Source organism: Mesorhizobium sp. AD1-1 (assembly GCF_020164655.1).
GTDB lineage: Bacteria > Pseudomonadota > Alphaproteobacteria > Rhizobiales > Rhizobiaceae > Mesorhizobium > Mesorhizobium ciceri.
In genome coordinates, this window is record NZ_JAIUGP010000002.1 from 506,879 (window position 1) to 528,669 (window position 21,791).

Below are 21,791 nucleotides of genomic sequence, written 5' to 3' on the forward strand. Positions count from 1 at the left end.
TTCCGGATCGTTTCGGTATCGAATCGGCTCTTTAAATTGCAGGGAGTCTAATCAAGCGGCGCGTAACTTGCGCTCGCGGCGGATCACTTCCGACGCCAGTTGCAGATAGGCCTGACTGCCCGAGCATTTCAGATCGTAAAGGATCGCCGGCTTGCCGTAGGACGGCGCCTCGGACACCCGCACATTGCGCGGGATGACGGTCTCGTAGACCTTGTCGCCCATATGCGCCCGCACATCCTGCACCACCTGGTTGGCGAGATTGTTGCGGCCGTCATACATGGTCAGCACGATGCCCTGGATGGTGAGATCCGGATTGATCGAGCGGCGCACCTGCTCGACCGTCTCCAGCAACTGGCTGAGACCTTCGAGCGCGAAGAACTCGCATTGCAGCGGCACAAGAACAGAATCGGCCGCAGCCATTGAATTCAAGGTCAAAAGGTTGAGCGATGGCGGGCAATCGATCAGCACATAGCCAAAGGGTGCGCCGCGCTCGGTCGCGGCGCGCAGCGCATTACGCAACTTGAGCACCCGGTCGGGCGCGGAGGCGATCTCCATTTCAATGCCGAGCAGGTCGAGCGTCGACGGCACGATCGACAGGCCGGGCACCGCCGTCGGGATGGCCGCGGCCTCCAGCTCCAACTCGCCGGTCAACACGTCATAGGAGGACACCGTCCGATCCTTGCGGTCGATGCCGAGGCCGGTGCTGGCATTTCCCTGCGGATCGAGATCGACGATCAGCACCTTTTCGCCGATCGCGGCCAGCGCGGTCGCCAGATTGATGGCGGTGGTTGTCTTGCCGACGCCGCCTTTCTGGTTGGCTACGGTGATGATTCGGGGGCCATTCTTCATCATGGGTTTATGCCAGAAATTCATTTTGGGCGCCAAATCGCCTGTCAGTGACGGATCAGACAGGTCGCAGGTTGGACAATTCCAGGATGACGCCGCCAGCGTCGGTCACACTGGGATGTTCTACCAGATCGAAGGACCATCGGTGAACGCTTTCTTGCACTTCGGTGCGGTAATCCCGGCCTTTGTGGAACAGGCCGCGCGCGCCTGAAATCAGCCAGGGCGCCGACAGGTCCAGCAACGTCGAAAGCGGAGCCAGCGCCCGCGCCGTGACGATCTGCGGCGTCGAAACAAGCGCATGACTGTCGTCGATGCGGCGCGCCACCACCCGCGCCGGCAGGCTGAACTGCCCAATGACGGTCTGCAGGAAGGATGCTTTTTTGCGATTGCTTTCAACCAGATCGATGCTGGCGCCGTCGCGCTCGGCCAGCAGGAAAGCCATGACAAGGCCCGGAAATCCGCCGCCTGAGCCGATATCCACCCAGCGTGTGGCTTGGGGCTCTATGCGCGCGAGCTGCGCGCTGTCCAATATATGACGCTGCCAGACGTCGCCCGAGGTCGATTGCGCCACCAGATTGATGCTGCGATTCCACTTCTGGAACATCTGCTCGAACGCCACCAGCCGATCGAATGTTTCACGTGAAACCGGGCCTGCCGTGTCCTGCAGGCTCGCTAGGGTCATAGAACTCACGCAACATCCTTTTGCAGGCGCTGGGCGCTCTCCGCGTGACGGACATGCGCGACAATGATCGCCAGCGCCGCCGGCGTCATGCCTTCCATGCGCTGGGCATCGGCGATGGAGCGCGGCCGCCGCGCCTGCATCTTCTGCTTCAACTCGTTCGACAGACCCGGCACTCCGGCGAAATCGACCGTCTCGGGGATCAGCCGGCTCTCTTCATGCCGGATCTGCGCCACATCCGTCTTCTGGCGATCGAGATAGACTGAATATTTCGCCTCTGTTTCGAGGCGCTCCGCCGTCTTGCCGTCGATCGCCGCGAATCGCGAATCGATACGACCCAGCCAGGCCACGTCGACGTCGGGATAGGACAGCAATTCATAACCGGACCGGCGCACGCCGTCCCGGTTGATTTCCAGCCCATGACGCGCCGCCTCGTTGGGCGTCATTGTGAGCAACTTCGCCAGCTCCCGCGCTTCATCAAGATTCTGCATGACATCCCCGTAGCGTCGCATTCGCTGCGCCGAGGCGATGCCAAGCTTCGCAGCCACGGGCGTCAGCCGCTCATCGGCATTGTCGGCGCGTAGCGACAGCCGGAACTCGGCCCGCGACGTGAACATCCGGTAGGGCTCCGCAATGCCCCGGCTGGTCAAATCATCGACCATGACGCCGATATAGGCCTCGGTGCGGCTGAGCACGATCTGCTCGCTGCCCGCCGCCCGCCGCGCCGCATTGAGGCCGGCAAGCAAGCCTTGCCCGGCCGCTTCTTCATAGCCGGTCGTGCCGTTGATTTGCCCGGCGAGGAACAGGCCACTGACGCGCTTCGTCTCCAGCGTCTGATGCAGCTCGCGCGGATCGACATGATCATATTCGATGGCATAGCCGGGCTGCAGCATGACGGCTCGCTCCAGCCCCGGAATGGTTTTCAAGATGTCGAGCTGCACATCCTCGGGCAGCGAGGTCGAAATGCCATTGGGATAGACGGTGTCGTCGTCCAGGCCTTCCGGCTCCAGAAAAATCTGGTGCCCGTCCCTGTCCCCGAACTTGACGATCTTGTCCTCGATCGACGGGCAATAGCGCGGCCCAACGCCTTCGATCGATCCGGAATACATGGCCGAGCGACCGAGATTGGCGCGTATCAACTCATGCGTCGCGGTCGTCGTCCGCGTAATGCCGCAATCGATCTGCGGCGTGGTGATACGGTCGGTCATCAGCGAGAACGGCACCGGATCCGCATCCGCCGCCTGGCTTTCCAGCGACGCCCAGTCGATGGTCCGGCCATCGAGCCGCGGCGGCGTCCCGGTCTTCAGCCGTCCAAGCTTGAAGCCGGCGCGGTCCATCGTTGCCGACAGGCCGAGGCTCGCCTGCTCGTTCATGCGGCCGGCGACGATCTTCTTCTCGCCGATATGGATAAGCCCGCGCAGAAAAGTCCCGGTCGTCAGGACGACCGCGCCACAGGCCAGGCGCCGCCCATCAGCCAGGAGAACAGCCCTGATCTGCCCATCGGCGATTTCGAAGTCCAGAACCTCGCCTTCGACCACGTCGAGATCGTTCTGCTGCCGAATCGCTTCCTGCATGGCAAGGCGATAGAGCTTTCTGTCGGCCTGTGTACGCGGGCCGCGCACCGCGGGGCCTTTGCGGCGGTTGAGCAGGCGGAACTGTATGCCGGCCGCATCCGCCACGCGGCCCATGAGGCCGTCCATGGCATCGATCTCGCGCACCAGATGGCCCTTGCCGAGCCCGCCGATCGCCGGGTTGCACGACATCACGCCGATCGTGTCGAAACGCAGCGTCACCAAGGCGGTCCTGGCACCGGCGCGCGCGGCAGCGCTGGCCGCCTCGCAACCGGCGTGGCCGCCGCCCACCACAACCACATCATAACGATTGGTCATTTCCAAACGTCCTGGACTCAGAAGAATGAGGGACACATGTCCCTGCGGAGCGACGCTGTCAAGAAAACTCCGCGACAAGTTTCACGTGAAACAGCCGCGCCGCTAGTCAGCCCAGTGTTTCACGTGAGTCATCGAGCCGCCTGACACGTTTCACGTGAGTCATGCAGGCGGCGCAGCGCGGCGGCATGCGGCAAAGCAACATACGATCTAAAGGGAGCTCACGCCGCAACGACCCAATGTTTCACGTGAGTCATTTCCCGATGCAGAACTGCGAGAAGATCACGTCCAGCATGTCCTCGACGTCGATGGCGCCGACGATTCGGCCGAGGCGATCGGCGGCGAGCCGCAACTCCTCGGCGCGCAACTCCTGCTCGTTCATCCGGCCGTCAGTGGCGCGATGCAGATGGCGGTTGGTCTCGCCAAGCAATTCGACGTGGCGAAGGCGCGACGGCAGGACATCGCCGACGCTGCCGGCTGACTCCGCCGCGCGCCGGCCAATCTCCGCCAGCAATTCCTCCACGCCGGTCCCGTTCTTCACTGAAATGACAAGGTCGTAATCCTCCGTCGCGTCGCTCGCCGCGCGGCTTTCCAGCAGATCGAGCTTGGTGCCGACACGTAAGATCGGCGCTTCGGTCGGCAGCTCGCCGACATCCCTTGGTTTCGCCATGTCGTGAAGCAACAGCAAGAGATCGGCGCCATGCGCCTTGGCCCTCGCCTTCTTGATGCCGATCGCCTCGACCTTCCCCGGCGCATCGCGCAACCCGGCCGTATCCGTAAGCCGGACACGCAGCCCCTGAAGATCAAGTGTCACTTCAAGCAGGTCGCGGGTCGTGCCTGGTTCATCCGTTACTATAGCGGCATCGCGCCGCGCCAGGGCGTTGAACAGACTCGACTTACCGGCGTTGGGCGCACCGAGGATGACGACCTCGAATCCATCGCGAATGATCTCGGCGGCGCGAAATCCGGCGATGTGCCGGTCGATCTCGTCGATCATCATTCTGACATCAGACCAGACCGCATCCGAAACGGAACCAGAGACGTCTTCCTCGTCGGCGAAATCGATCTCGGCCTCGATCATGGCGCGGGCATGGATCAGCCTGCGGCGCCAGCCGAGATAGAGTTCGCTTTGGGCGCCTCCGGCATTTTGGACCGCGAAGCGCCGCTGCGCCTCCGTCTCGGCATTGACGAGATCGGCCAGCGCCTCGGTTTCGACCAGGTCTACCTTGCCGTTCAGAAAAGCGCGACGCGTGAATTCGCCCGGTTCCGCGTGCCTGACGCCGTCAAAACCGGTCATCGTCTCCAGCATTTTTGCCACAACGGCACGGCCGCCATGAACGTGGAATTCCGCGACATCCTCGCCGGTGAAACTGGCCGGACCGGGAAAGAACACAACCAGGCCGGTATCGAGCAATGTCCCGTCAGACGCCCTGAATCGGCGCAGAGCCGCCGCGCGGTCCTTAACCATAGTCCCAGCAATCGTTTCGACCACGAATCGAGTCTGCGGGCCGGAAATTCGGATGACGGCGACGCCGGCAGGCAGCCGGCCGCTCGACAGCGCTACGATGGAATCGCCTGAAATCATTTGCCCGCTCTACCGAACCGCCCTAGCTTCACGCCTATCAGCCAATCGCACCCGAGTTTGCCCAGTGACGCTGCCCGCGCAAAACCTGCTTGCCGAAGAAGCCAGCCCCTATCTGCAGCAGCACAGCGGCAATCCCGTCCACTGGCGGGCCTGGTCGCCGGCTTCGCTCGAAGAGGCGAAAGCGCTTGATAGGCCGATCCTGCTCTCGGTCGGCTATGCCGCCTGCCATTGGTGCCATGTCATGGCGCATGAAAGCTTCGAAAACGATGGCGTCGCCGCCGTCATGAACCGTCTGTTCGTCAATATCAAGGTCGACCGCGAGGAGCGCCCGGACATCGACCAGATCTATATGGCGGCGCTGTCCTCGATGGGCGAGCAGGGCGGCTGGCCGCTGACCATGTTCCTGACCCCGGACGGCAAGCCGTTCTGGGGCGGCACCTATTTTCCGCGCGAGCCACGCTACGGCCGCCCCGGCTTCATCCAGGTTATGGAGGCGGTGGACAAGGCCTGGCGGGAGAAGCGGGCGAGCCTGAACCAGAGCGCCGACGGCCTGACAACGCATGTCGAGGCGAGGCTCGCCGGTTCGCATGCCAGAACCGTGCTCGACCGCGCCACGCTGGCGGAATTGGCCAAGGGCATCGACGGCATGATCGACCGTGATCTCGGCGGATTGCGCGGCGCGCCTAAATTTCCCAACGCGCCGTTCATGCAAACGCTGTGGCTGTCCTGGCTTCGCGACGGCAATGCCGCCCATCGCGACGACGTCCTCAACAGCCTCGAGCAGATGCTGAGCGGCGGCATCTACGACCACATCGGCGGCGGGCTCAGCCGCTACTCGACCGACGCCGAATGGCTGGTGCCGCATTTCGAAAAGATGCTCTACGACAATGCCCAGCTCCTCCGCTTCTGCAACTGGGCTTATGCCGCAAGCGGCAATGAATTGTTCCGGGTGCGAATCGAAGAGACGATCGGCTGGCTGCTGCGCGAAATGCGCGTCGACGGCGGCGCTTTTGCCGCCAGTCTCGATGCCGACAGCGACGGCGAGGAAGGTCTGTTCTACACCTGGAGCCGCGACGAGATCGAAGCCGCCCTTGGCGACGATTCCGCATTGTTTTTCAAGCACTTCACGCTCTCCAGCCCGCATGGCTGGGAAGGCAAGCCGGTCGTCCACCAAACGCTGTCTCAGCAATCGCAATATGTGATCCACCGCGAAGAGATCAGCGCGCTCAAGGCGAAACTCCTTGCTGTCCGGGAAGAACGGGTCAGGCCCGGCCTTGACGCAAAGACCCTCATCGACTGGAACGGCCAGATGATCGCAGCGCTTGCCGAGGCCGGCCGGGCGCTGGCGCGGCCTGACTGGATCGATGCGGCGGCAAAGGCCTTTGCCAATATCAGCGCTGCCAGCCGCGACGGCCGTCTGCCGCATTCGATGCTCGGCGCCAGAAAACTGTTCCCGGCTTTGTCCAGCGACTATGCCGCCATGACCAACGCCGCGATCTCGCTGTTCGAGGCCACCGGGGATTGGAGCTATGTCGACCAGGCTGGCCAGTTTGTCGGGCAGCTCGAGCATTGGCACGCCGACGCCGAGAAGACAGGTTACTACCTGACTGCTTCCGACAGCACCGACGTGCCGATCCGCATCCGCGGCGATGTCGACGAAGCTATTCCCTCCGCCACCGGCCAGATCATCGAGGCGCTGGTCAGGCTCGCCTCCGTCACCGGCGATCTCGAGCTGCAGGAAAGAGCCTGGCACGTCGCCGAGCATGCCGCCGGCCGCGCGGCGCACCAGGCCTATGGCCAGGCCGGCATCGTCAATGCCTGCGCGCTGGCGATCGAGCCGCTCAAGCTGGTGTTGGTGGATGAGTTCACAGATCCAAAGCTCGTTCCGGTTGCGAATCGAAACCCGGACCCGCGCCGCATCGACATCGTCGTGCCGATCGGTACGGCAGCGAATCGACCCTTGCTGCCCGGTGGAATCCTGCCGCCGACCGACAAGGCAGGTGCATGGTTGTGCACGGGGCAGGTTTGTTTGCCGGCGGTGACGGATGCTGAAGAGCTCGAGCGATTGTTGCGACGGCGATAGTTTTGCTAACCGCCGGCGAGAGACGCCCCCTCTGGCCTACCGGCCATCTCCCCCTCAAGTGGGGAGATCGGCAGCTTCGCTGTTCCGCTCACCTTACGGCGTTGATAATTGCCGAAAGCGACCAAGGGCGTAATCTCCCCCCTAGAGGGGGAGATGCCCGGCAGGGCAGAGGGAGGCGCGAAGGATCGCTACCCCATCCCCTTACGTGTTCATCGAATCGAAGAAATCCGCATTGGTCTTGGTCTGCTTCAGCTTGTCGATCAGGAACTCGATCGCGTCGGTGGTTCCCATCGGCGCCAGGATGCGGCGCAGCACGAAGATCTTCTGCAGGTCCTGCTTGGAAACCAGCAGGTCTTCCTTGCGGGTGCCGGACTTCAGGATGTCCATGGCCGGATAGATGCGCTTGTCGGCGACCTTGCGGTCGAGCTGGATTTCGCAGTTGCCGGTGCCCTTGAACTCTTCGAAGATGACTTCGTCCATGCGGCTGCCGGTATCGATCAGCGCGGTGGCGATAATGGTCAGCGAACCGCCTTCCTCGATGTTGCGGGCGGCGCCGAAGAAGCGCTTCGGCCGCTGCAGCGCGTTGGCGTCGACGCCACCGGTCAGCACCTTGCCGGATGACGGCACGACGGTGTTGTAGGCGCGGCCGAGACGGGTGATCGAATCGAGCAGGATGACGACGTCGCGGCCATGTTCGACCAGGCGCTTGGCCTTCTCGATGACCATTTCGGCGACCTGCACGTGGCGCACCGCCGGCTCGTCGAAGGTCGAGGAGATCACCTCTCCCTTCACCGAGCGCTGCATGTCGGTCACTTCTTCCGGCCGCTCGTCGATCAGCAGCACGATCAGATAGCATTCCGGGTGGTTGGCGGTGATCGAGTGGGCGATGTTCTGCATCAGAACCGTCTTGCCGGTACGCGGCTGCGCGTTGATCAAGGCGCGCTGTCCCTTGCCGATCGGCGCCACCAAGTCGATCACACGGGCCGATATGTCCTTGGTGGTGACATTCTCGATCTCCATCTTCAGCCGCTTGGTCGGATAGAGCGGCGTCAGATTGTCGAAGTGGATCTTGTGACGGATCTTCTCGGGATCGTCGAAATTGATGGTGTTGACCTTGAGCAGCGCGAAATAGCGCTCGCCCTCTTTCGGGCTGCGGATCGGCCCTTCGACCGTATCGCCGGTCTTCAGCGAAAAGCGCCGGATCTGCGACGGTGAAATATAGATGTCGTCGGGACCTGGCAGGTAATTGGCGTTGGCGGAGCGCAGGAAGCCGAAACCGTCCTGCAGCACCTCGACCACGCCATCACCGATGATCTCGATCTCCTGGGCGGCCAGCTTCTTCAGGATCGCAAACATCAGCTCCTGCTTGCGCATGACGCTGGCGTTTTCGACCTCGAGCGATTCGGCATAAGCGATCAGCTCTGGCGGTTTCTTGTTCTTGAACTCGGCGAGTTTCATTTCTTGCATAGACGGACCTTGAATAGATGGAGTCTGGGTAGGCTTTGGGAAAATATCGGCGGGATGCGACAAATGCCGGGCGCGGCCGAAAACAACGAGGGGCGGCGCATGACGGGAAGGAAGACCCGTCTTTTATCGTCGGTCGGGTGAAAGAGCAAGCTGCGTTTTGCATGGCCTATGAAGGCCTAAACGCATCAATGCCTGTCGCAGTCTCCTGGCCGTTTTTGAGCAACATGCATCAGAACGGCTTGACGACCACCAGGATGACGATTGCGATCATCAGCAATGTGGGGATCTCGTTGACCATCCGCCAGTGCCTGGCCGGTTTTTCATTACGGTCCTCGGCGAATTTGCGCACCGCGCCGGCCAGATAGCCATGAACGGCGGACAGCAAAAGCACCGCTCCGATCTTGGCGTGCAGCCAGCCGCCCTGGAAACCGAAACCCTTCCAGGCGAGCCACAGGCCGAACACCCAGGTGACGATCATCGCCGGGTTGATGATGCCGCGCAGCAGGCGCCGCTCCATCACCTTGAAGGTTTCCGACTGCACCGAACCCTTCTCGGCATCGGCGTGGTAGACCAGCAGCCGCGGCAGATAGAGCATGCCCGCCATCCACGAGATGACGGCGAGGATATGGGTCGCCTTGGCCCAGGGGTAGAAACTGTCGGGTGCCGCGAAATACAAAAGCGCGGTGAAAACGATCAGCACGGCGATACCTGATATCATGCGCATCATCGCCTGGCCGCCGCTGTTCGTGTTGTTCATCTGAGCCATCAGCGTGTCGCGCTCCGCACCTGTTTCACCATCGCCTCGACATGGGCGATCGGCGTCTCCGGCGTGATGCCGTGACCGAGGTTGAAGATCAGCGGCCCGTCTCCCAGCGCTCCCAGGATCGCCTCGATGCCATCCGACAGCGCCTTGCCGCCAGCCACGAGCCGCAAGGGATCGAGATTGCCCTGAACCGCACCCGAGCGCTGCAATTCCTTCGCCGCGATCAGGGGCACCGTCCAGTCGATGCCCAGCGCCGTCACGCCGGTCTTCTGTCGATAGGTCCGGTAGCGCGCACCGGCGCCTTTGGGAAAACCGATGATCGGGACATCGGGATAAACCGCCCGCACCCGGCCAACGATCTCGGCCATCGGCTGAACGCAGAACAAATCGAAAGTTTCATCGTCCAGCACGCCGGACCAGGAATCGAAAATCTGCACCACATCCGCGCCCGCCTCGATCTGGCGGATGAGATAGGCGGCCGAATGTTCGGCAAGCACCTTCAGCAATCGTTGAAAGGCCACCGGCTCGCGATAGGCAAAGAGCCGCGCCGGCGCCTGGTCGGGCGTGCCATGGCCGGCAATCATGTAGGTCGCCACCGTCCACGGCGCGCCGCAGAAGCCGATCAGGGTTGTCTCGTCGGGCAATTTGGCCCGCAATCGGCGAACCGTCTCGTAGACCGGTTCGAGATTCACGTGAAACACCTTGCCCTCCAGAGCCAGAATCTCCGGCGCGGTGATCGGCGTCAGCAGCGGCCCTCTGCCCTCTTCGAAACGGACGTCACGGCCAAGCGCATGCGGAACGACAAGGATATCGGAAAACAGGATCGAAGCATCGAAGCCGAAGCGCTCGATCGGCTGCAAGGTCACTTCGACGGCAAGGTCTGGATCATAGCAGAGATCGAGGAACGAGCCTGCTCGCCTGCGTGTCTCCCGATACTCCGGCAGATAACGCCCTGCCTGACGCATCATCCAGAGCGGAGGCGGAAAATGAGCCTTGCCCTTCAGGACATCCAGCATGATCCGGTTCTGGGGCATCGAGCGCTCGCTTCTCCCGGCCTCTTCTATAATCAAAGATTCTTATATCTAAGATTCTTCTGATTCTAAGAGTCTGTTGGTTCTGGTGATTGCCACCTGTCCCGCTTTGCCCCGGAAAACACCAGCCAACATATTGTCGCGTGCTTCTTTTTCCCAGATGTAGGGTTCTGGGGATAGGTCGGAATCGATCAATCGAGTCAAAGCGTTAGGCAGAGCGGTGAAAGGCAGGTCCTGTGGACGGACTGTAGGCGAAAAAAGCCGTCCCCAAACTTGTCCCCAGTCGCCCGACGAAGCTGACAGCGCATCGAATTGTGGACAAACTGCCATCTGATACAGTCGCCTCCGACCGACCCCTCTTTTCATCCCGCTTTATCCACAGAAGCCCACAGCCCCAGGTGACCCCCTGTGAACAAACCCCAGAGCTTCTTCCACCTGCACCTGATTTCCGACGCGACCGGCGAAACGCTGCTCGCCGCCGGCCGGGCGGCTTCGGCGCAGTACAAGGATGCGCGCGCCATCGAGCATATCTATCCGCTTATCCGCACCGAAAAGCAGGTGGCGAAGGTGTTCGAGGACATAGAGGAAGAGCCGGGCATCATCCTCTATACGGTCGTGGACCAGAAGCTGGCGCGCGGCATCGACGAGCGCTGCGCGGCCATGGGCCTGCCCTGTGTGTCGGTGCTGGAGCCGGTGCTGACCGTGTTCCAGTCCTATCTCGGCACCCCCGCCGGCCGCCGGGTCGGCGCCCAGCATGTTCTCGACGCCGAATATTTCCGCCGCATCGATGCGCTCAATTTCACCATGGACCATGATGACGGCCAGCTGCCGCTCAACATGGACGATGCCGATGTCGTGCTGATCGGCATTTCTCGCACGTCGAAGACGCCGACCAGCATTTATCTCGCCAACCGCGGCATCAAGACCGCCAACATCCCGATCGTGCTCGGCGTGCCGGTGCCGGAAAGCCTGGTTGCCGCCAGCAAGCCGCTCATCGTCGGGCTGATCGCCACCGCCGAGCGCATCTCGCACGTCCGGCAAAACCGCATCCTCGGCAACAGCAGCTCGTATGAGGCATCAGACTATGTCGATCGCGCGGCGATCAGCGAAGAACTCGCCTACGCCCGCAAGATCTGCACGCGCCATGGCTGGCCGATGATCGACGTCAGCCGTCGCTCGATCGAGGAAACGGCGGCGGCCATCGTTGCCCTGCGGGGGAAGAATAGATAGGGCAGGTAAGATAAGTGAGCACCAGCACCCCTCATCCGACCTCGCTTCGCGAGGCCACCTTCTCCCACAAGGGGAGAAGGAAGAACGTGGCACCGTCGTCTCCGCAAGATACCGCCAGTTGGCGATTTGCAGCGGCGTACGCGCGGGACTTCCCTTCTCCCCTTGTGGGAGAAGGTGGCCGAGCGAAGCTCGGTCGGATGAGGGGTGCGTGACGGAGCGCCAACATGGGTGAATCAGCATGATCGAAAAACTCATCCTTGCTTCCGGCAGTCCGTTCCGCAAGACGATGCTGGTCAATGCCGGCGTCGATGTCGAGGCGGTGCCGGCCGATGTCGACGAGCGCGCGCTCGAGTCGCCTTTGCAGGATAGCGGCGTCTCGCCCGAGGACGTCGCCCTGGTGCTGGCCGAGGCTAAGGCGACCGAAGTCAGCGAGCGCAGGCCGGGCGCCCTGGTGCTGGGCTGCGACCAGACGCTGTCGCTCGGCGACGAGGTGTTCCACAAGCCGGCTGACATGGAGGGTGCCCGCCGTCATTTGCTGGCGCTGTCGGGCAAGACCCATCAGTTGAACAGCGCCGCCGTGCTGGTTCGCGACGGCAAGGTTTTGTGGCGGCATGTCGGCATCGCTTCGATGACCATGCGCAAGCTCGACCCCGCCTTTATCGGCCGCCATCTCGCCCGCGTCGGCGCCAAGGCGCTGGGAAGCGTCGGCGCCTATCAGATCGAAGGCGAAGGCATTCAATTGTTCGAGAAAATCGAGGGCGATCATTTCACCATTGTCGGCCTGCCGCTGTTGCCGCTGCTGGCCGAACTGCGAGACCTGGGGGCGATCGATGGCTGAGGCGTCGAAAAAAGCCTTCGTGTCGGGCCATCCGGTCAAGCATTCGCGCTCGCCGAAGATCCATGGTCACTGGCTGGCCAAACATGGCATCGACGGAAGCTACCAGGCCATCGATGTCGCGCCGCAAGACTTTGCCGTGTTCGTGGAAACATTGCAGGCAAACAATTACCGCGGTGGCAACATCACCATCCCGCACAAGGAAGCGGCCTTCGCATTGGCCGAACGCCGCGACCAGGCGGCGCAAGAAATCGGCGCCGTCAACACGCTGTGGTTCGAGGACGGCATCCTGTGGGGCGGCAACACTGACGGTCACGGCTTTGCCGCCAACCTCGACGATCATGCACCGGGCTGGGCAAGCAAGGGTCCGGCGGTGGTGCTCGGCGCCGGCGGCGCGTCGCGCGCCGTCATCCATGCGCTGAAGGAGCGCAGCGTTGCCGACATTCGCATCGTCAACCGCACTCTGGCCCGAGCGCAGGAATTGCGCGATCGTTTCGGCACCGGTGTCTCGGCGCATGGCATGGCGGCGACCAACGAACTGCTCGGCGATGCCGGCCTGCTGGTCAACACCACCGCGCTCGGCATGCATGGCAATGAAGGCCTGTCGGCGGATCCCGCCCGGCTGCCCGACCATGCCATCGTCACCGACATCGTCTATGTGCCACTGGAGACGCCGCTGCTTGCGGCCGCCCGAGCGCGAAATCTGAAGACGGTCGACGGTCTCGGCATGCTTCTGCATCAGGCCGTGCCTGGCTTCGAGCGCTGGTTCGGCATCAGGCCGCGGGTGACGGCCGAACTTCGGGCCCTGATCGTCGCCGATCTGGTGCCGAAGCCATGATCGTGCTCGGCCTCACCGGCTCGATCGGCATGGGCAAGTCGACCACAGCCAGGATGTTCACTGACGCCGGCGTGCCGGTCCACGATTCCGACGAGACGGTGCATCGCCTCTATGCCGGCAAGGCAGCACCCCTGGTCGAGGCCGCCTTTCCCGGCACCACATCCGCCGGCATGGTCGATCGTGCCAAACTTGGCGCGCGCGTGCTCGGCGATGCCGCGGCGCTGAAGCGGCTGGAAACCATCATCCACCCGCTGGTGCGCGCCGATGCCGATGCCTTTCTGGCCAGGCATCGTGGATCAGGCGCGCCGATCGCCGTCCTCGACATCCCCCTGCTCTTCGAAACCGGCGGCCGCAACCGCGTCGACAAGGTCGTCGTCGTCACCGCCCCGGCCGAGACCCAGCGCGAACGCGTGCTGGCGCGGCCGGGCATGACGGAGGAAAAGCTGGCGTCGATCCTGGCCAAGCAGGTGCCGGACGCGGAAAAACGCCGTCAGGCCGATTTCATCGTCGACACCGGCCAGGGGATGGACGCCGCGCGGGCGGAGGTCGCTGCAATCATCAGCCAGCTGATAGGGGTTGGCAAGCCAGGTGGTTGAGCCCACCGCTCGACCGCCAGCTGTCGATGTGAGAGCCGCTTATCTGCCTGCCGGCTTCGCTCGACACCTCTCCCCCGATCGACGGGGGAGAGGAAAGGTGCAGGGCGATGAGGGGCGGCGCAAACCTGTGCGATTGCCCTGGCCATCATAGTTTCTCATTGCCATTTTGTTCCGCTCTCACGATTCTGCTCCTTTGGAGCGACTGATTCGATGCGTGAGATCATCTTCGACACGGAAACCACCGGCCTCGATTCGCGCGACGACCGCGTGATCGAGCTGGGCGGCGTCGAACTGGTCAACCGTTTCCCGACCGGCAGGACCTTCCACCACTACATCAACCCGCAAGGCCGAGCGATCCATGTCGAGGCACAGGCGGTGCACGGCATCAGCGCGGCGGACCTCGCGGGCAAGCCGACCTTTGCCGAGATTGTGCAGGAGTGGCTGGACTTTACCGACGGCGCCAAGCTGGTCGCCCACAACGCCACTTTCGATGTCGGCTTCCTCAACGTCGAATTCGGCCGGCTGGGTCACCCTGTCATCGACAACGGCGTCGTCGTCGACACGCTGGCGCTGGCGCGCCGCAAGCACCCGATGGGTCCTAATTCGCTCGATGCGCTCTGCCGGCGCTACGGCATCGACAACACCAAGCGCACCAAGCACGGCGCCCTGCTCGATTCCGAATTGCTGGCCGAGGTCTATATCGAGCTGATCGGCGGCAAGCAGGCGGCCCTCATCCTCGACAGCGCCACCGCGCCGGCCCAGGGCGAGAATGTCCGCCAGATCGAAATCGTCGTCGCCCCGCGCCCGGCGCCACTGCCGCCGCGCGTGACAGAAGCCGAACGCGCCGCGCACGCCGGCATGGTCGGGACATTGGGTGAAAAGGCACTGTGGCTGAAGGTTCTCGGGAACTAAAATCGTCCCGTTGGCGATCCTTGGCGCCCCCCTCTGCCCTGCCGGCGCCTCAATCGTCCCGCCCAAAACAAAAAACCCGGCGCAAGGCCGGGCTTTTCACAATCCGTGGCAGGCAGCCCTCAGCTCACCTGGACCTTCGACGACGCCTGGTCCTCCGCCAGCTTCTGCTGGAACATCTGCGCGAAGTCGATCGGGTCGAGCATCAGCGGCGGGAAGCCGCCATTGCGGGTTGCCTCGGCGATGATCTGGCGGGCGAACGGGAACAAAAGACGCGGGCATTCGATGAACAGGATCGGCAGCATGTGTTCCTGCGGAAAGCCTGCGATGGCGAACACGCCGCCATAGACCAGCTCGACATTGAACAGCACTTCCTGGTCGAAGGACGCCTTGGCGTTGAGCGTCAGATTGACGTCGAACTGCTTGTCGGAGAGCGGGTTGGCGTTGACGTTGACATTGATGGCGATGCCCGGCGCCTTGTCGCGGCCGCGCAGCGAATTCGGCGCGCCGGGGCTTTCGAAGGACAGATCCTTCACATATTGCGCCAGAACGTTGAGCGACGGCTGCGCCGCATTGCCGTTTCCGTTGGCTGCGCCGACCGGCGCGTCATCTTTGCTGGCCATAAGCCTTGTCCTCTTGCCTGGGCAGCGTCGCTGACCGAATTGAAATCGGGCGTTCGCTACCATGGCGGGGATGACAAGACAAGGTTTGCCGCCTTGCTTCCCGGCTGCGGCATGGAGATGGGACGGCGCGCTAATCGTCCTTCAGGCGACGCCACGGCGAGTTGTGATCCGGGCCGCGCTTCAGATCGTCCTCGCGCGAATAGTCGCCGTCTTCGAGGTCGATGACCCTGTCGCGCTGGCGGCCACGAAAACCGCCGGTCGAGAAATCGGTAGCGACGACAATGCGGCCCTTGAACCGGCTCCAGGCAAAGTCGCGCAACGGCGGCAGAAACAGCAGCAGGCCGATAATGTCGGTGATGAAGCCGGGGATGATCAGGAGGATCGCCGCAACCACGATCATGGCGCCGTGCGCAAGGTGGCGGCTGGGGTTCTGGCCGGCGGCCATCTCGGTGCGGATGCGGGCCATGACACCAAAACCCTGGTATCGGAGCAAAAGCACGCCGGCGATGCTCGAGGCCAGCACGAGGCCTACCGTCGCCAGCGCGCCGACCTCGCGGCCGACGATGACGAAACCGGCAATTTCCAGCAGCGGCAGTGCAAGGAGAAAGAAGGGAAGCAGCGAAATGCGCAAGTCTTGCCAACCTTTTTCGATCGTCATGACCGTTTTGATTGTTTTGGCCGCCAGCTGGCAATCGCCGCTGGCACTGAGGCTGTTAGATAGGTATGCCTGCCTTTGATTTGAATGATTGCGCCTTGCGTTCTATATGCTTTGAATGTTGAACGCTATGCGACCGCGGCCGTTGGGCCTGACGGTCCGGCCACAGGGCAGGGATTGATTGGCGGAAGATATGGGATTCTTCGACTTCGGCACGATTTTCTTCCTGATTGCGGCGGTGGTCATCTTTTTCCAGCTGCGCAATGTGCTGGGCCGCCGCACCGGCAGCGAACGGCCGCCCTTCGATCCCTATTCGGCGGCTCGCACCAGCGACAAGGATGCCGCCCAGAAATCCGAAAACGTCGTCTCGCTGCCGCGCAAGCGTCCGCCAGGCGAGCCGGCTCCCGACGCCTATGCCGCGATCGACGCTTTCGCCAAGCCCGATACCGACCTCAACAAGGGCCTGCGCACGATCAAGGACAATGATCCGTCCTTCGAGCCGAAGGGTTTCGTCGACGGCGCCAAGATGGCTTACGAGATGATCGTCATGGCCTATGCCGACGGCGATCGCAAAACGCTGAAGAACCTGTTGTCGCGCGAGGTCTATGACGGTTTTGTCGCCGCTATCGGCGAGCGCGAGGCCAAGGCGGAAAAGATCCAGTCCTCCTTCGTCGGCATCGACAAGGCCGATATCGTCTCGGCCGAGATGAAGGGCGGCGAGGCGCATGTCACGCTGCGCATCATCAGCGAGCTGATTTCGGCGACCCGCGACAAGGCCGGTGCCGTCATCGACGGCGACCCGGAAACCGTCGCCGAGGTCAAGGATGTCTGGACCTTCGCCCGTGACACGCGCTCGCGCGATCCGAACTGGAAGCTCGTCGCCACCGAGGAAGAAGACTAGGGAATACGCGGCGAGGCTCCGGTGTCGCTATCGCCTCTTTTTGTCGAGAAAGCCTTCGGCGATCTGCCCGGCTGGAACGATGACGACCATTCGGCGGCCTTCGCCGCCTTTCGCCGCTCCGCCTTCCATGTCCTGACCAAACCCTATCGCAGCGGCGCGCTCGGCGTCGACTTCGACGCCTTTGCGGATGCCTACGCCGAGGCCCGGACCGTTTCGCCGGCGATTCGGTCGCCGGTTTTGACCCGCGGGGAGGCCCGCGCCTTCTTCGAGCGCCATTTTGTCCCGGCGCTTATCCCTGCCGAAAATGGGCTCGTCACCGGTTTCTATGAACCGCAAGTCGAGGCGTCACCGGTGCGCACGGACCGGTTTTCGGTGCCGCTGCTGTCGCGCCCGGCCGATCTCGTCGATATCGATGACGCAAACCGGCCGCCGGGCCTGGACCCCTATCTCGCTTTCGCGCGCCAGACGCCGAACGGGCCGGTCGAATATCATGACCGTGGCGAGATCGAGCGCGGCGCGCTTGATGGCAAGGGCCTGGAAATCGCCTGGTTGGCCGACAAGGTCGATGCCTTCTTCATTCACGTGCAAGGTGCCGCACGCCTCGCCATGACCGACGGCCGGCTTGCCCGCGTCACCTATGCCGCCAAATCCGGCCAGCGCTTCACCGGACCAGGCAAGGTCCTGAGCGAGATTGGCGAGATCCCGCTGGCGGAAGTGACGATGCAATCGATCCGCGCCTGGTTCAAGGCGCATCCGGACCGCGTCGACGAGATCCTGTGGCAGAACCGCTCCTACATCTTCTTCCGCCACGCCGATGTCGAGGACGTTGCCCTTGGTCCGATCGCCGCCGCCAAGGTGCCGCTGACGCCGGGCCGCTCGATCGCCGTCGACCGCCTGCTGCACACATTCGGCACGCCCTTTTACATCGACGCGCCGACGCTCGCCGCCTTCGACGCAAAACCATTCCGCCGCCTGATGATCGCGCAGGACACTGGCTCCGCCATCACCGGGCCGGCGCGGGGCGACCTGTTCGCCGGTTCGGGCGATGCCGCGGGCGAGATCGCCGGCGTGGTCCGCAATGCCGCGGATTTTTATGCACTGGTGCCGCGCGCGCTCATTGCGGGTGCGGTCCGATGACCCGACGCCCGGACAAGCTCAGCGAGGACGACCGGGTTCTGTGGAACCTGGTGGCGCGCACGGCCAAGCCGCTGAAGGGGAAATTTGCCGTCGATATCCCCGAAATTCCTGCCGAGGCCAAGCCAAGCCAGTCGCAGCCCGCCCAGCCCGTCGCCAATGTCGCAGGGACCGCGAAGCCGAAGGCGCAGCATGTCACGCACCGCCTCGACGAACCGACGCTGGACAAATTGTCGAAGGGCCGGCTGCCGATCGAGGGCCGCGTCGATCTGCACGGCATGACGCAGGACGAGGCCTACTCGCTGCTGTTCTCGTTCCTGCACCGGGCGCATGCCGGCGGCGTCCGCTATGTCCTGGTCATCACCGGCAAGGGCTCGTCCTCCGGCGGCGATGGCGTGTTGCGGCGCGCCGTGCCGGCCTGGCTGTCGACGCCTGCCTTCCGGCCGCTCGTCTCCAGCCACGACCATGCCGCCCGCAATCATGGCGGTTCGGGTGCGCTCTATATCCGCCTGCGGCGGGTCCGTTCATGAGGACGGGGGCATGACTCCGTTCGGCGAGAAGCTGCGGACGCTGAGAAGCGAACGCGGTGTCCGCCAGAAGGACATGGCGGCGGCGATCGGCGTCAGCGCCGCCTATCTGTCGGCGCTCGAACATGGCAGGCGCGGCGCCCCGACCTGGACGCTGATCCAGAAGATCATCGGCTATTTCAACATCATCTGGGACGATGCCGAGGAACTGGCGCGGCTGGCCGAGGCCTCGCACCCGCGTGTAAAACTCGACACGTCGGGTCTTTCCCCCGCCGCCACCGAGCTCGCCAATCTGCTGGCGGAAAACATCGAGAAACTCGACGAAACCGAGCTTCGCCGCATCACCGCATCGATCCGCGCGGCGTTGAACCAGCGGCCGTAGCCTGACGGTCCGCGCCGGTACAAGTTCGCCTGCCTCACGAGGACACTGCCCGCCGGCGGCCCGCCGGCGGGCAAAGTGGTGAGATCATTTCTTGCCGGCGGTGCCGCCATTTCCACCCCGGCCATGATCGCCGTGGTCGTGGCCATTGTTTCCGCCGCCCAGGCAGTCCGACGCCCCGGCATCACCGCAACAGCGGCCGGCCCAGAGGTCGTTGAGGTTGGTTTTGGCACAGCTGGTGGTCTGATCGGCCATGGCGGATCCGGCCATGCTCGACACCGCGATAGCGGCAAGAAGGGTGTTTCGCAGAAAAGCAGTCATCTGAAGTCTCCATGGTTGGTTTCGGTTCACGGCTGTGTGTCGCTGGCCGGAGCGAAATGGTTCACGGAGAAATGCGAATTCTGGCGGAGGGCCCATCGATTTCGTCATCCACGGGCGGAGCGGACGCGCAGACCCGAGGATCCATGCCGCGAGTTGCGAGCGTCGCGACGGGGCAAAAGATCTGGTGATGACGGTATGACGATTGCAGGCGCCTGTTCCTGCGCCGCAGCGTTCTTCATCGGCATCACGGCATGGATCCCGGGGTCTTCGCGACGGAGCTTCGCTCCTGCTCAGCCCTGTGATGACGAAGCGTTGGATGCCGCCCCTAGGGAAGCCGCCGTTGCCGGTGCCTACTGAACCGCGCCGACCAGAACTTGCTGGCCACCGCGGATCGAGACCCAGCGGCCGGTGTTGTCGATCGCCTGCCGCTTGAGGAAGCGGTAGCCGGTCGCGTCCCATGGCTTGACCTTGTCGGTCAGATTGTCGAGCACATAGTCGCCGTCGTCGGTGCGCACCGTCAGCACGGCGTGGCCCTCGCCGTCGGGCTTGCGCACGACAGTGATCAGAAGATCGGCAAGCGAGATGCTCATGCGCGAAAGCTGGCGCCGCTTTTCCAGCACATAGTCCTCGCAATCGCCGACGCCCTTGTCGGGATAGGCCCAGACCTCGTCCTTGCCGTAGATGTCCATGTCGCTCATCGGCTTGACGGCGGCGTTGACCCTGGCGGTGACATTGAGAAGCTTGCGCATCAGCGCGTCGGTCATCGGAGCCGGCGCCAGATTGGCCGGGCGGATCGAGCACTCGCCCGGATGCAGCTTGCAGAAATCATAGTGGCCGATCGGCTGCGAGGTGAGCCCCCCGGTCGCCATCGCTCCACCCGCCAAGGCCGGTGCCACCCAGCCCGCCGTCATTGCCAGCCCGGCCGCCACATACACGCGCAGCCGTCGCGCCATCGATGAGGAAATCATTGTCCCCGCTCACCCTTTGTTATTAACGAAAGGTTAAGGGGGATTTACAGTCCGTGTCAATTACGACGACGGTCGGATTGTCGGCATGGTTACCCGAGGGGCTGGACAGCGGCACTTGTGCAACAGAATCAGCCAGCCAGCCGGCTTTTACCGGTCAATCGCATGGCTTGTCGCCGTTAAGCTTGGTTTTATGCAAATCATCGTCCCAAAACCCGCAATTTTGGACGACGTGCATTATCTCTTGGCGGCGCGGACCAGCTTCGGCTTCGCCGCGACACGCTCCTGGCGGCCGTAGCTGGTGATAAAGTCGACGATGCGCGGCACGATTTCGGAGCGGAAGCGAGAACCGTTGAACACGCCGTAATGGCCGACCGCCGGCTGCATGTAGTGGGCGTGCCGCTCAGCCGGGATATTGGGGCAAAGATCATGCGCCGCCTTGGTCTGGCCAAGGCCTGATATGTCGTCGTTCTCGCCTTCGACCGTGAACAGCGCGACGTTGCGGATCGCCGACGGATCGATCCTGGTGCCGCGATGCGTCATCTCGCCCTTTGGCAAGGCCTGCCGCACGAAGACGGTGTCGACGGTCTGCAGGTAGAATTCGGCCGTCAGGTCCATGACCGCCAGATACTCGTCGTAGAAATCGCGGTGCTTCTCGGCATTGTCGCCATCATGCTTCACCAGATGCATGAAGAAGTCCTTGTGGGCGATGATGTGGCGATCGAGATTCATGCTCATGAAGCCGGACAGCTGCAGGAAGCCTGGATAGACCTCGCGGCCGAAGCCTGGCACCGGCCACGGCGCATGCATCACGACATTGTCGCGGAACCAGTCGATGCCTTTTTCCTGCGCCAGCAGATTGACCGCGGTCGGGTTGCTGCGCGTGTCGATAGGCCCGCCCATCAAGGTCATCGTCGAGGGCACGAACGGGTCGCCCTTGGATTCCATCAGCGCCACGGCGGCCAGCACCGGCACGGAAGGCTGGCACACCGCCATCACATGCGTGTCCGGCCCCAGCGTGTGCAGCATGTCGATGACATAGTCGATGTAGTCGTCGAGATCGAATTGGCCGTCGGCAAGCGGCACCATGCGGGCATCGACCCAGTCGGTGATGTGCACGTCGGCATAGGGCAGCATGGCTTCCACCGTGCCGCGCAGCAGCGTCGCATAATGGCCCGACATCGGCGCCACGATCAGAAGCTTCGGATCGGGCTTGCGCCCGGCGGGGACAGCGCGCTCGAAGCGCACGAGATTGCAGAACGGCTTCGACCAGACGGTCTTCTCGGCGACCTCGACGCTCTTCCAGTCGACCACGGTCTTGCTCAGGCCGAAGGCCGGCTTGCCGTAGCGGCGCGTGGTGCGCTCGAACAGTTCGGCCGTCGCCGCGATCGAACGGCCCCATTGCGTGTGGGAAAACGGATTGAGCGGATTGGAGTAGAACATCCGCACCGCGTCGGCATAGAGGCGCGCCGGCTGCAGGGCGGCGTGGTTCATCTCATAGAGCTGGTAGAACATCGAGAAACCCCGCTGCTGCCTGC

The 21,791-nt window shown here is 63.2% G+C and carries 22 protein-coding genes; 10 read left to right on the plus strand and 12 right to left on the minus strand.

The features are described 5' to 3' along the window. Positions 1-51 precede the first annotated feature (51 nt). From LB519_RS05935 to mnmE, 4 genes are all read right to left on the minus strand, one after another. Positions 52-852 (minus strand): ParA family protein, encoded by an 801-nt coding sequence (locus LB519_RS05935; RefSeq protein WP_013528736.1) that lies wholly within the window; start codon positions 850-852, stop codon positions 52-54. A gap of 52 nt (positions 853-904) precedes the next feature. After that, positions 905-1,537 (minus strand): 16S rRNA (guanine(527)-N(7))-methyltransferase RsmG, encoded by a 633-nt coding sequence (rsmG, locus tag LB519_RS05940; protein WP_063169597.1) that lies wholly within the window; start codon positions 1,535-1,537, stop codon positions 905-907. Then, positions 1,534-3,414, minus strand: a complete 1,881-nt coding sequence (mnmG, locus tag LB519_RS05945; protein WP_224619017.1) for a tRNA uridine-5-carboxymethylaminomethyl(34) synthesis enzyme MnmG — start codon at positions 3,412-3,414, stop codon at positions 1,534-1,536. The genes rsmG and mnmG overlap by 4 nt, the downstream gene beginning before the upstream one ends. A 250-nt stretch (positions 3,415-3,664) precedes the next feature. After that, on the minus strand, positions 3,665-4,996 hold the full coding sequence (gene mnmE, locus LB519_RS05950) for a tRNA uridine-5-carboxymethylaminomethyl(34) synthesis GTPase MnmE (protein ID WP_127366662.1): 1,332 nt from the start codon (positions 4,994-4,996) through the stop codon (positions 3,665-3,667). A gap of 64 nt (positions 4,997-5,060) precedes the next feature. Between mnmE and LB519_RS05955 the strand changes: the two genes are divergently transcribed. Further along, positions 5,061-7,079, plus strand: coding sequence for a thioredoxin domain-containing protein (locus LB519_RS05955; RefSeq protein ID WP_127366661.1), 2,019 nt, complete (start codon positions 5,061-5,063; stop codon positions 7,077-7,079). Between the two features lie 201 nt (positions 7,080-7,280). Here the strand turns inward: LB519_RS05955 and rho are convergent, their stop codons facing one another. From rho to hemE, 3 genes are all read right to left on the minus strand, one after another. Further along, positions 7,281-8,546 carry a transcription termination factor Rho gene (gene rho, locus LB519_RS05960; protein ID WP_013528732.1) on the minus strand — a complete coding sequence of 422 codons (1,266 nt, stop codon included), beginning with the start codon at positions 8,544-8,546 and terminating at the stop codon, positions 7,281-7,283. Between the two features lie 229 nt (positions 8,547-8,775). After that, entirely contained in the window at positions 8,776-9,312 is a 537-nt protein-coding gene (gene hemJ, locus LB519_RS05965; RefSeq protein ID WP_224619019.1) for a protoporphyrinogen oxidase HemJ, read from the minus strand. Next, the gene (hemE, locus tag LB519_RS05970) at positions 9,312-10,343 is read right to left on the minus strand and encodes a uroporphyrinogen decarboxylase (protein WP_127370857.1); all 1,032 of its coding nucleotides are present in this window, start codon (positions 10,341-10,343) and stop codon (positions 9,312-9,314) included. The genes hemJ and hemE overlap by 1 nt, the downstream gene beginning before the upstream one ends. A gap of 405 nt (positions 10,344-10,748) precedes the next feature. Between hemE and LB519_RS05975 the strand changes: the two genes are divergently transcribed. From LB519_RS05975 to dnaQ, 5 genes are all read left to right on the plus strand, one after another. After that, the gene (locus LB519_RS05975; protein WP_013528729.1) at positions 10,749-11,570 is read left to right on the plus strand and encodes a pyruvate, water dikinase regulatory protein; all 822 of its coding nucleotides are present in this window, start codon (positions 10,749-10,751) and stop codon (positions 11,568-11,570) included. A 238-nt stretch (positions 11,571-11,808) separates the two neighbouring features. Beyond that, a complete protein-coding gene (locus LB519_RS05980; protein WP_224619021.1) occupies positions 11,809-12,408 on the plus strand; it encodes a Maf-like protein in 600 nt (199 codons plus the stop codon). After that, positions 12,401-13,243: a shikimate dehydrogenase gene (locus LB519_RS05985; RefSeq protein WP_063169602.1), complete on the plus strand. Its 843-nt coding sequence runs from the start codon at positions 12,401-12,403 to the stop codon at positions 13,241-13,243. Before LB519_RS05980 ends, LB519_RS05985 begins: the two co-directional genes overlap by 8 nt. Next, positions 13,240-13,839: a dephospho-CoA kinase gene (gene coaE / locus LB519_RS05990; RefSeq protein ID WP_063169603.1), complete on the plus strand. Its 600-nt coding sequence runs from the start codon at positions 13,240-13,242 to the stop codon at positions 13,837-13,839. The genes LB519_RS05985 and coaE overlap by 4 nt, the downstream gene beginning before the upstream one ends. Positions 13,840-14,049: 210 nt before the next feature. Continuing rightward, positions 14,050-14,751 (plus strand): DNA polymerase III subunit epsilon, encoded by a 702-nt coding sequence (gene dnaQ / locus LB519_RS05995; protein ID WP_063173422.1) that lies wholly within the window; start codon positions 14,050-14,052, stop codon positions 14,749-14,751. A 119-nt stretch (positions 14,752-14,870) separates the two neighbouring features. Here dnaQ and secB read toward each other — a convergent pair whose 3' ends face one another. Continuing rightward, a complete protein-coding gene (gene secB / locus LB519_RS06000) occupies positions 14,871-15,371 on the minus strand; it encodes a protein-export chaperone SecB (protein ID WP_013528724.1) in 501 nt (166 codons plus the stop codon). Positions 15,372-15,501: 130 nt separating this feature from the next. Continuing rightward, positions 15,502-16,002, minus strand: a complete 501-nt coding sequence (locus tag LB519_RS06005; protein WP_024502218.1) for an FxsA family protein — start codon at positions 16,000-16,002, stop codon at positions 15,502-15,504. Positions 16,003-16,219: 217 nt separating this feature from the next. On the opposite strand from LB519_RS06005, the gene LB519_RS06010 reads away from it, so the two are divergent. From LB519_RS06010 to LB519_RS06025, 4 genes are read left to right on the plus strand one after another with little or no spacing between them, the layout of a single operon-like run. Then, entirely contained in the window at positions 16,220-16,927 is a 708-nt protein-coding gene (locus LB519_RS06010; protein ID WP_027161247.1) for a Tim44/TimA family putative adaptor protein, read from the plus strand. Between the two features lie 21 nt (positions 16,928-16,948). Beyond that, the gene (locus LB519_RS06015; protein WP_127366396.1) at positions 16,949-18,064 is read left to right on the plus strand and encodes a murein transglycosylase A; all 1,116 of its coding nucleotides are present in this window, start codon (positions 16,949-16,951) and stop codon (positions 18,062-18,064) included. Then, positions 18,061-18,591 (plus strand): Smr/MutS family protein, encoded by a 531-nt coding sequence (locus tag LB519_RS06020; RefSeq protein WP_024502221.1) that lies wholly within the window; start codon positions 18,061-18,063, stop codon positions 18,589-18,591. Before LB519_RS06015 ends, LB519_RS06020 begins: the two co-directional genes overlap by 4 nt. A 10-nt stretch (positions 18,592-18,601) precedes the next feature. Further along, positions 18,602-18,970: a helix-turn-helix domain-containing protein gene (locus LB519_RS06025; RefSeq protein ID WP_013528719.1), complete on the plus strand. Its 369-nt coding sequence runs from the start codon at positions 18,602-18,604 to the stop codon at positions 18,968-18,970. Positions 18,971-19,054: 84 nt separating this feature from the next. On the opposite strand, the gene LB519_RS06030 is transcribed toward LB519_RS06025, so the two are convergent. The 3 genes from LB519_RS06030 to LB519_RS06040 all read right to left on the minus strand — a co-directional run bounded on the left by LB519_RS06030 (position 19,055) and on the right by LB519_RS06040 (position 21,768). Continuing rightward, complete coding sequence (locus tag LB519_RS06030) at positions 19,055-19,288, minus strand: hypothetical protein (protein ID WP_013528718.1); 234 nt, start codon at positions 19,286-19,288, stop codon at positions 19,055-19,057. A gap of 350 nt (positions 19,289-19,638) precedes the next feature. Beyond that, positions 19,639-20,256, minus strand: coding sequence for a transglutaminase-like cysteine peptidase (locus tag LB519_RS06035; RefSeq protein WP_063173424.1), 618 nt, complete (start codon positions 20,254-20,256; stop codon positions 19,639-19,641). Between the two features lie 234 nt (positions 20,257-20,490). Beyond that, positions 20,491-21,768 (minus strand): polyhydroxyalkanoate depolymerase, encoded by a 1,278-nt coding sequence (locus LB519_RS06040; protein ID WP_063169608.1) that lies wholly within the window; start codon positions 21,766-21,768, stop codon positions 20,491-20,493. Positions 21,769-21,791 lie beyond the last annotated feature (23 nt).

Coding starts and splice junctions, on each gene's coding strand:
- LB519_RS05935 (WP_013528736.1), bottom strand. CDS start 852: ATGATGAAGAATGGCCCCCGAATCATCACCGTAGCCAACCAGAAAGGC.
- mnmG (WP_224619017.1), bottom strand. CDS start 3,414: ATGACCAATCGTTATGATGTGGTTGTGGTGGGCGGCGGCCACGCCGGT.
- mnmE (WP_127366662.1), bottom strand. CDS start 4,996: ATGATTTCAGGCGATTCCATCGTAGCGCTGTCGAGCGGCCGGCTGCCT.
- rho (WP_013528732.1), bottom strand. CDS start 8,546: ATGCAAGAAATGAAACTCGCCGAGTTCAAGAACAAGAAACCGCCAGAG.
- hemJ (WP_224619019.1), bottom strand. CDS start 9,312: ATGGCTCAGATGAACAACACGAACAGCGGCGGCCAGGCGATGATGCGC.
- hemE (WP_127370857.1), bottom strand. CDS start 10,343: ATGCCCCAGAACCGGATCATGCTGGATGTCCTGAAGGGCAAGGCTCAT.
- LB519_RS05980 (WP_224619021.1), top strand. CDS start 11,809: ATGATCGAAAAACTCATCCTTGCTTCCGGCAGTCCGTTCCGCAAGACG.
- LB519_RS05985 (WP_063169602.1), top strand. CDS start 12,401: ATGGCTGAGGCGTCGAAAAAAGCCTTCGTGTCGGGCCATCCGGTCAAG.
- coaE (WP_063169603.1), top strand. CDS start 13,240: ATGATCGTGCTCGGCCTCACCGGCTCGATCGGCATGGGCAAGTCGACC.
- dnaQ (WP_063173422.1), top strand. CDS start 14,050: ATGCGTGAGATCATCTTCGACACGGAAACCACCGGCCTCGATTCGCGC.
- secB (WP_013528724.1), bottom strand. CDS start 15,371: ATGGCCAGCAAAGATGACGCGCCGGTCGGCGCAGCCAACGGAAACGGC.
- LB519_RS06010 (WP_027161247.1), top strand. CDS start 16,220: ATGGGATTCTTCGACTTCGGCACGATTTTCTTCCTGATTGCGGCGGTG.
- LB519_RS06020 (WP_024502221.1), top strand. CDS start 18,061: ATGACCCGACGCCCGGACAAGCTCAGCGAGGACGACCGGGTTCTGTGG.
- LB519_RS06025 (WP_013528719.1), top strand. CDS start 18,602: ATGACTCCGTTCGGCGAGAAGCTGCGGACGCTGAGAAGCGAACGCGGT.
- LB519_RS06030 (WP_013528718.1), bottom strand. CDS start 19,288: ATGACTGCTTTTCTGCGAAACACCCTTCTTGCCGCTATCGCGGTGTCG.
- LB519_RS06035 (WP_063173424.1), bottom strand. CDS start 20,256: ATGATTTCCTCATCGATGGCGCGACGGCTGCGCGTGTATGTGGCGGCC.
- LB519_RS06040 (WP_063169608.1), bottom strand. CDS start 21,768: ATGTTCTACCAGCTCTATGAGATGAACCACGCCGCCCTGCAGCCGGCG.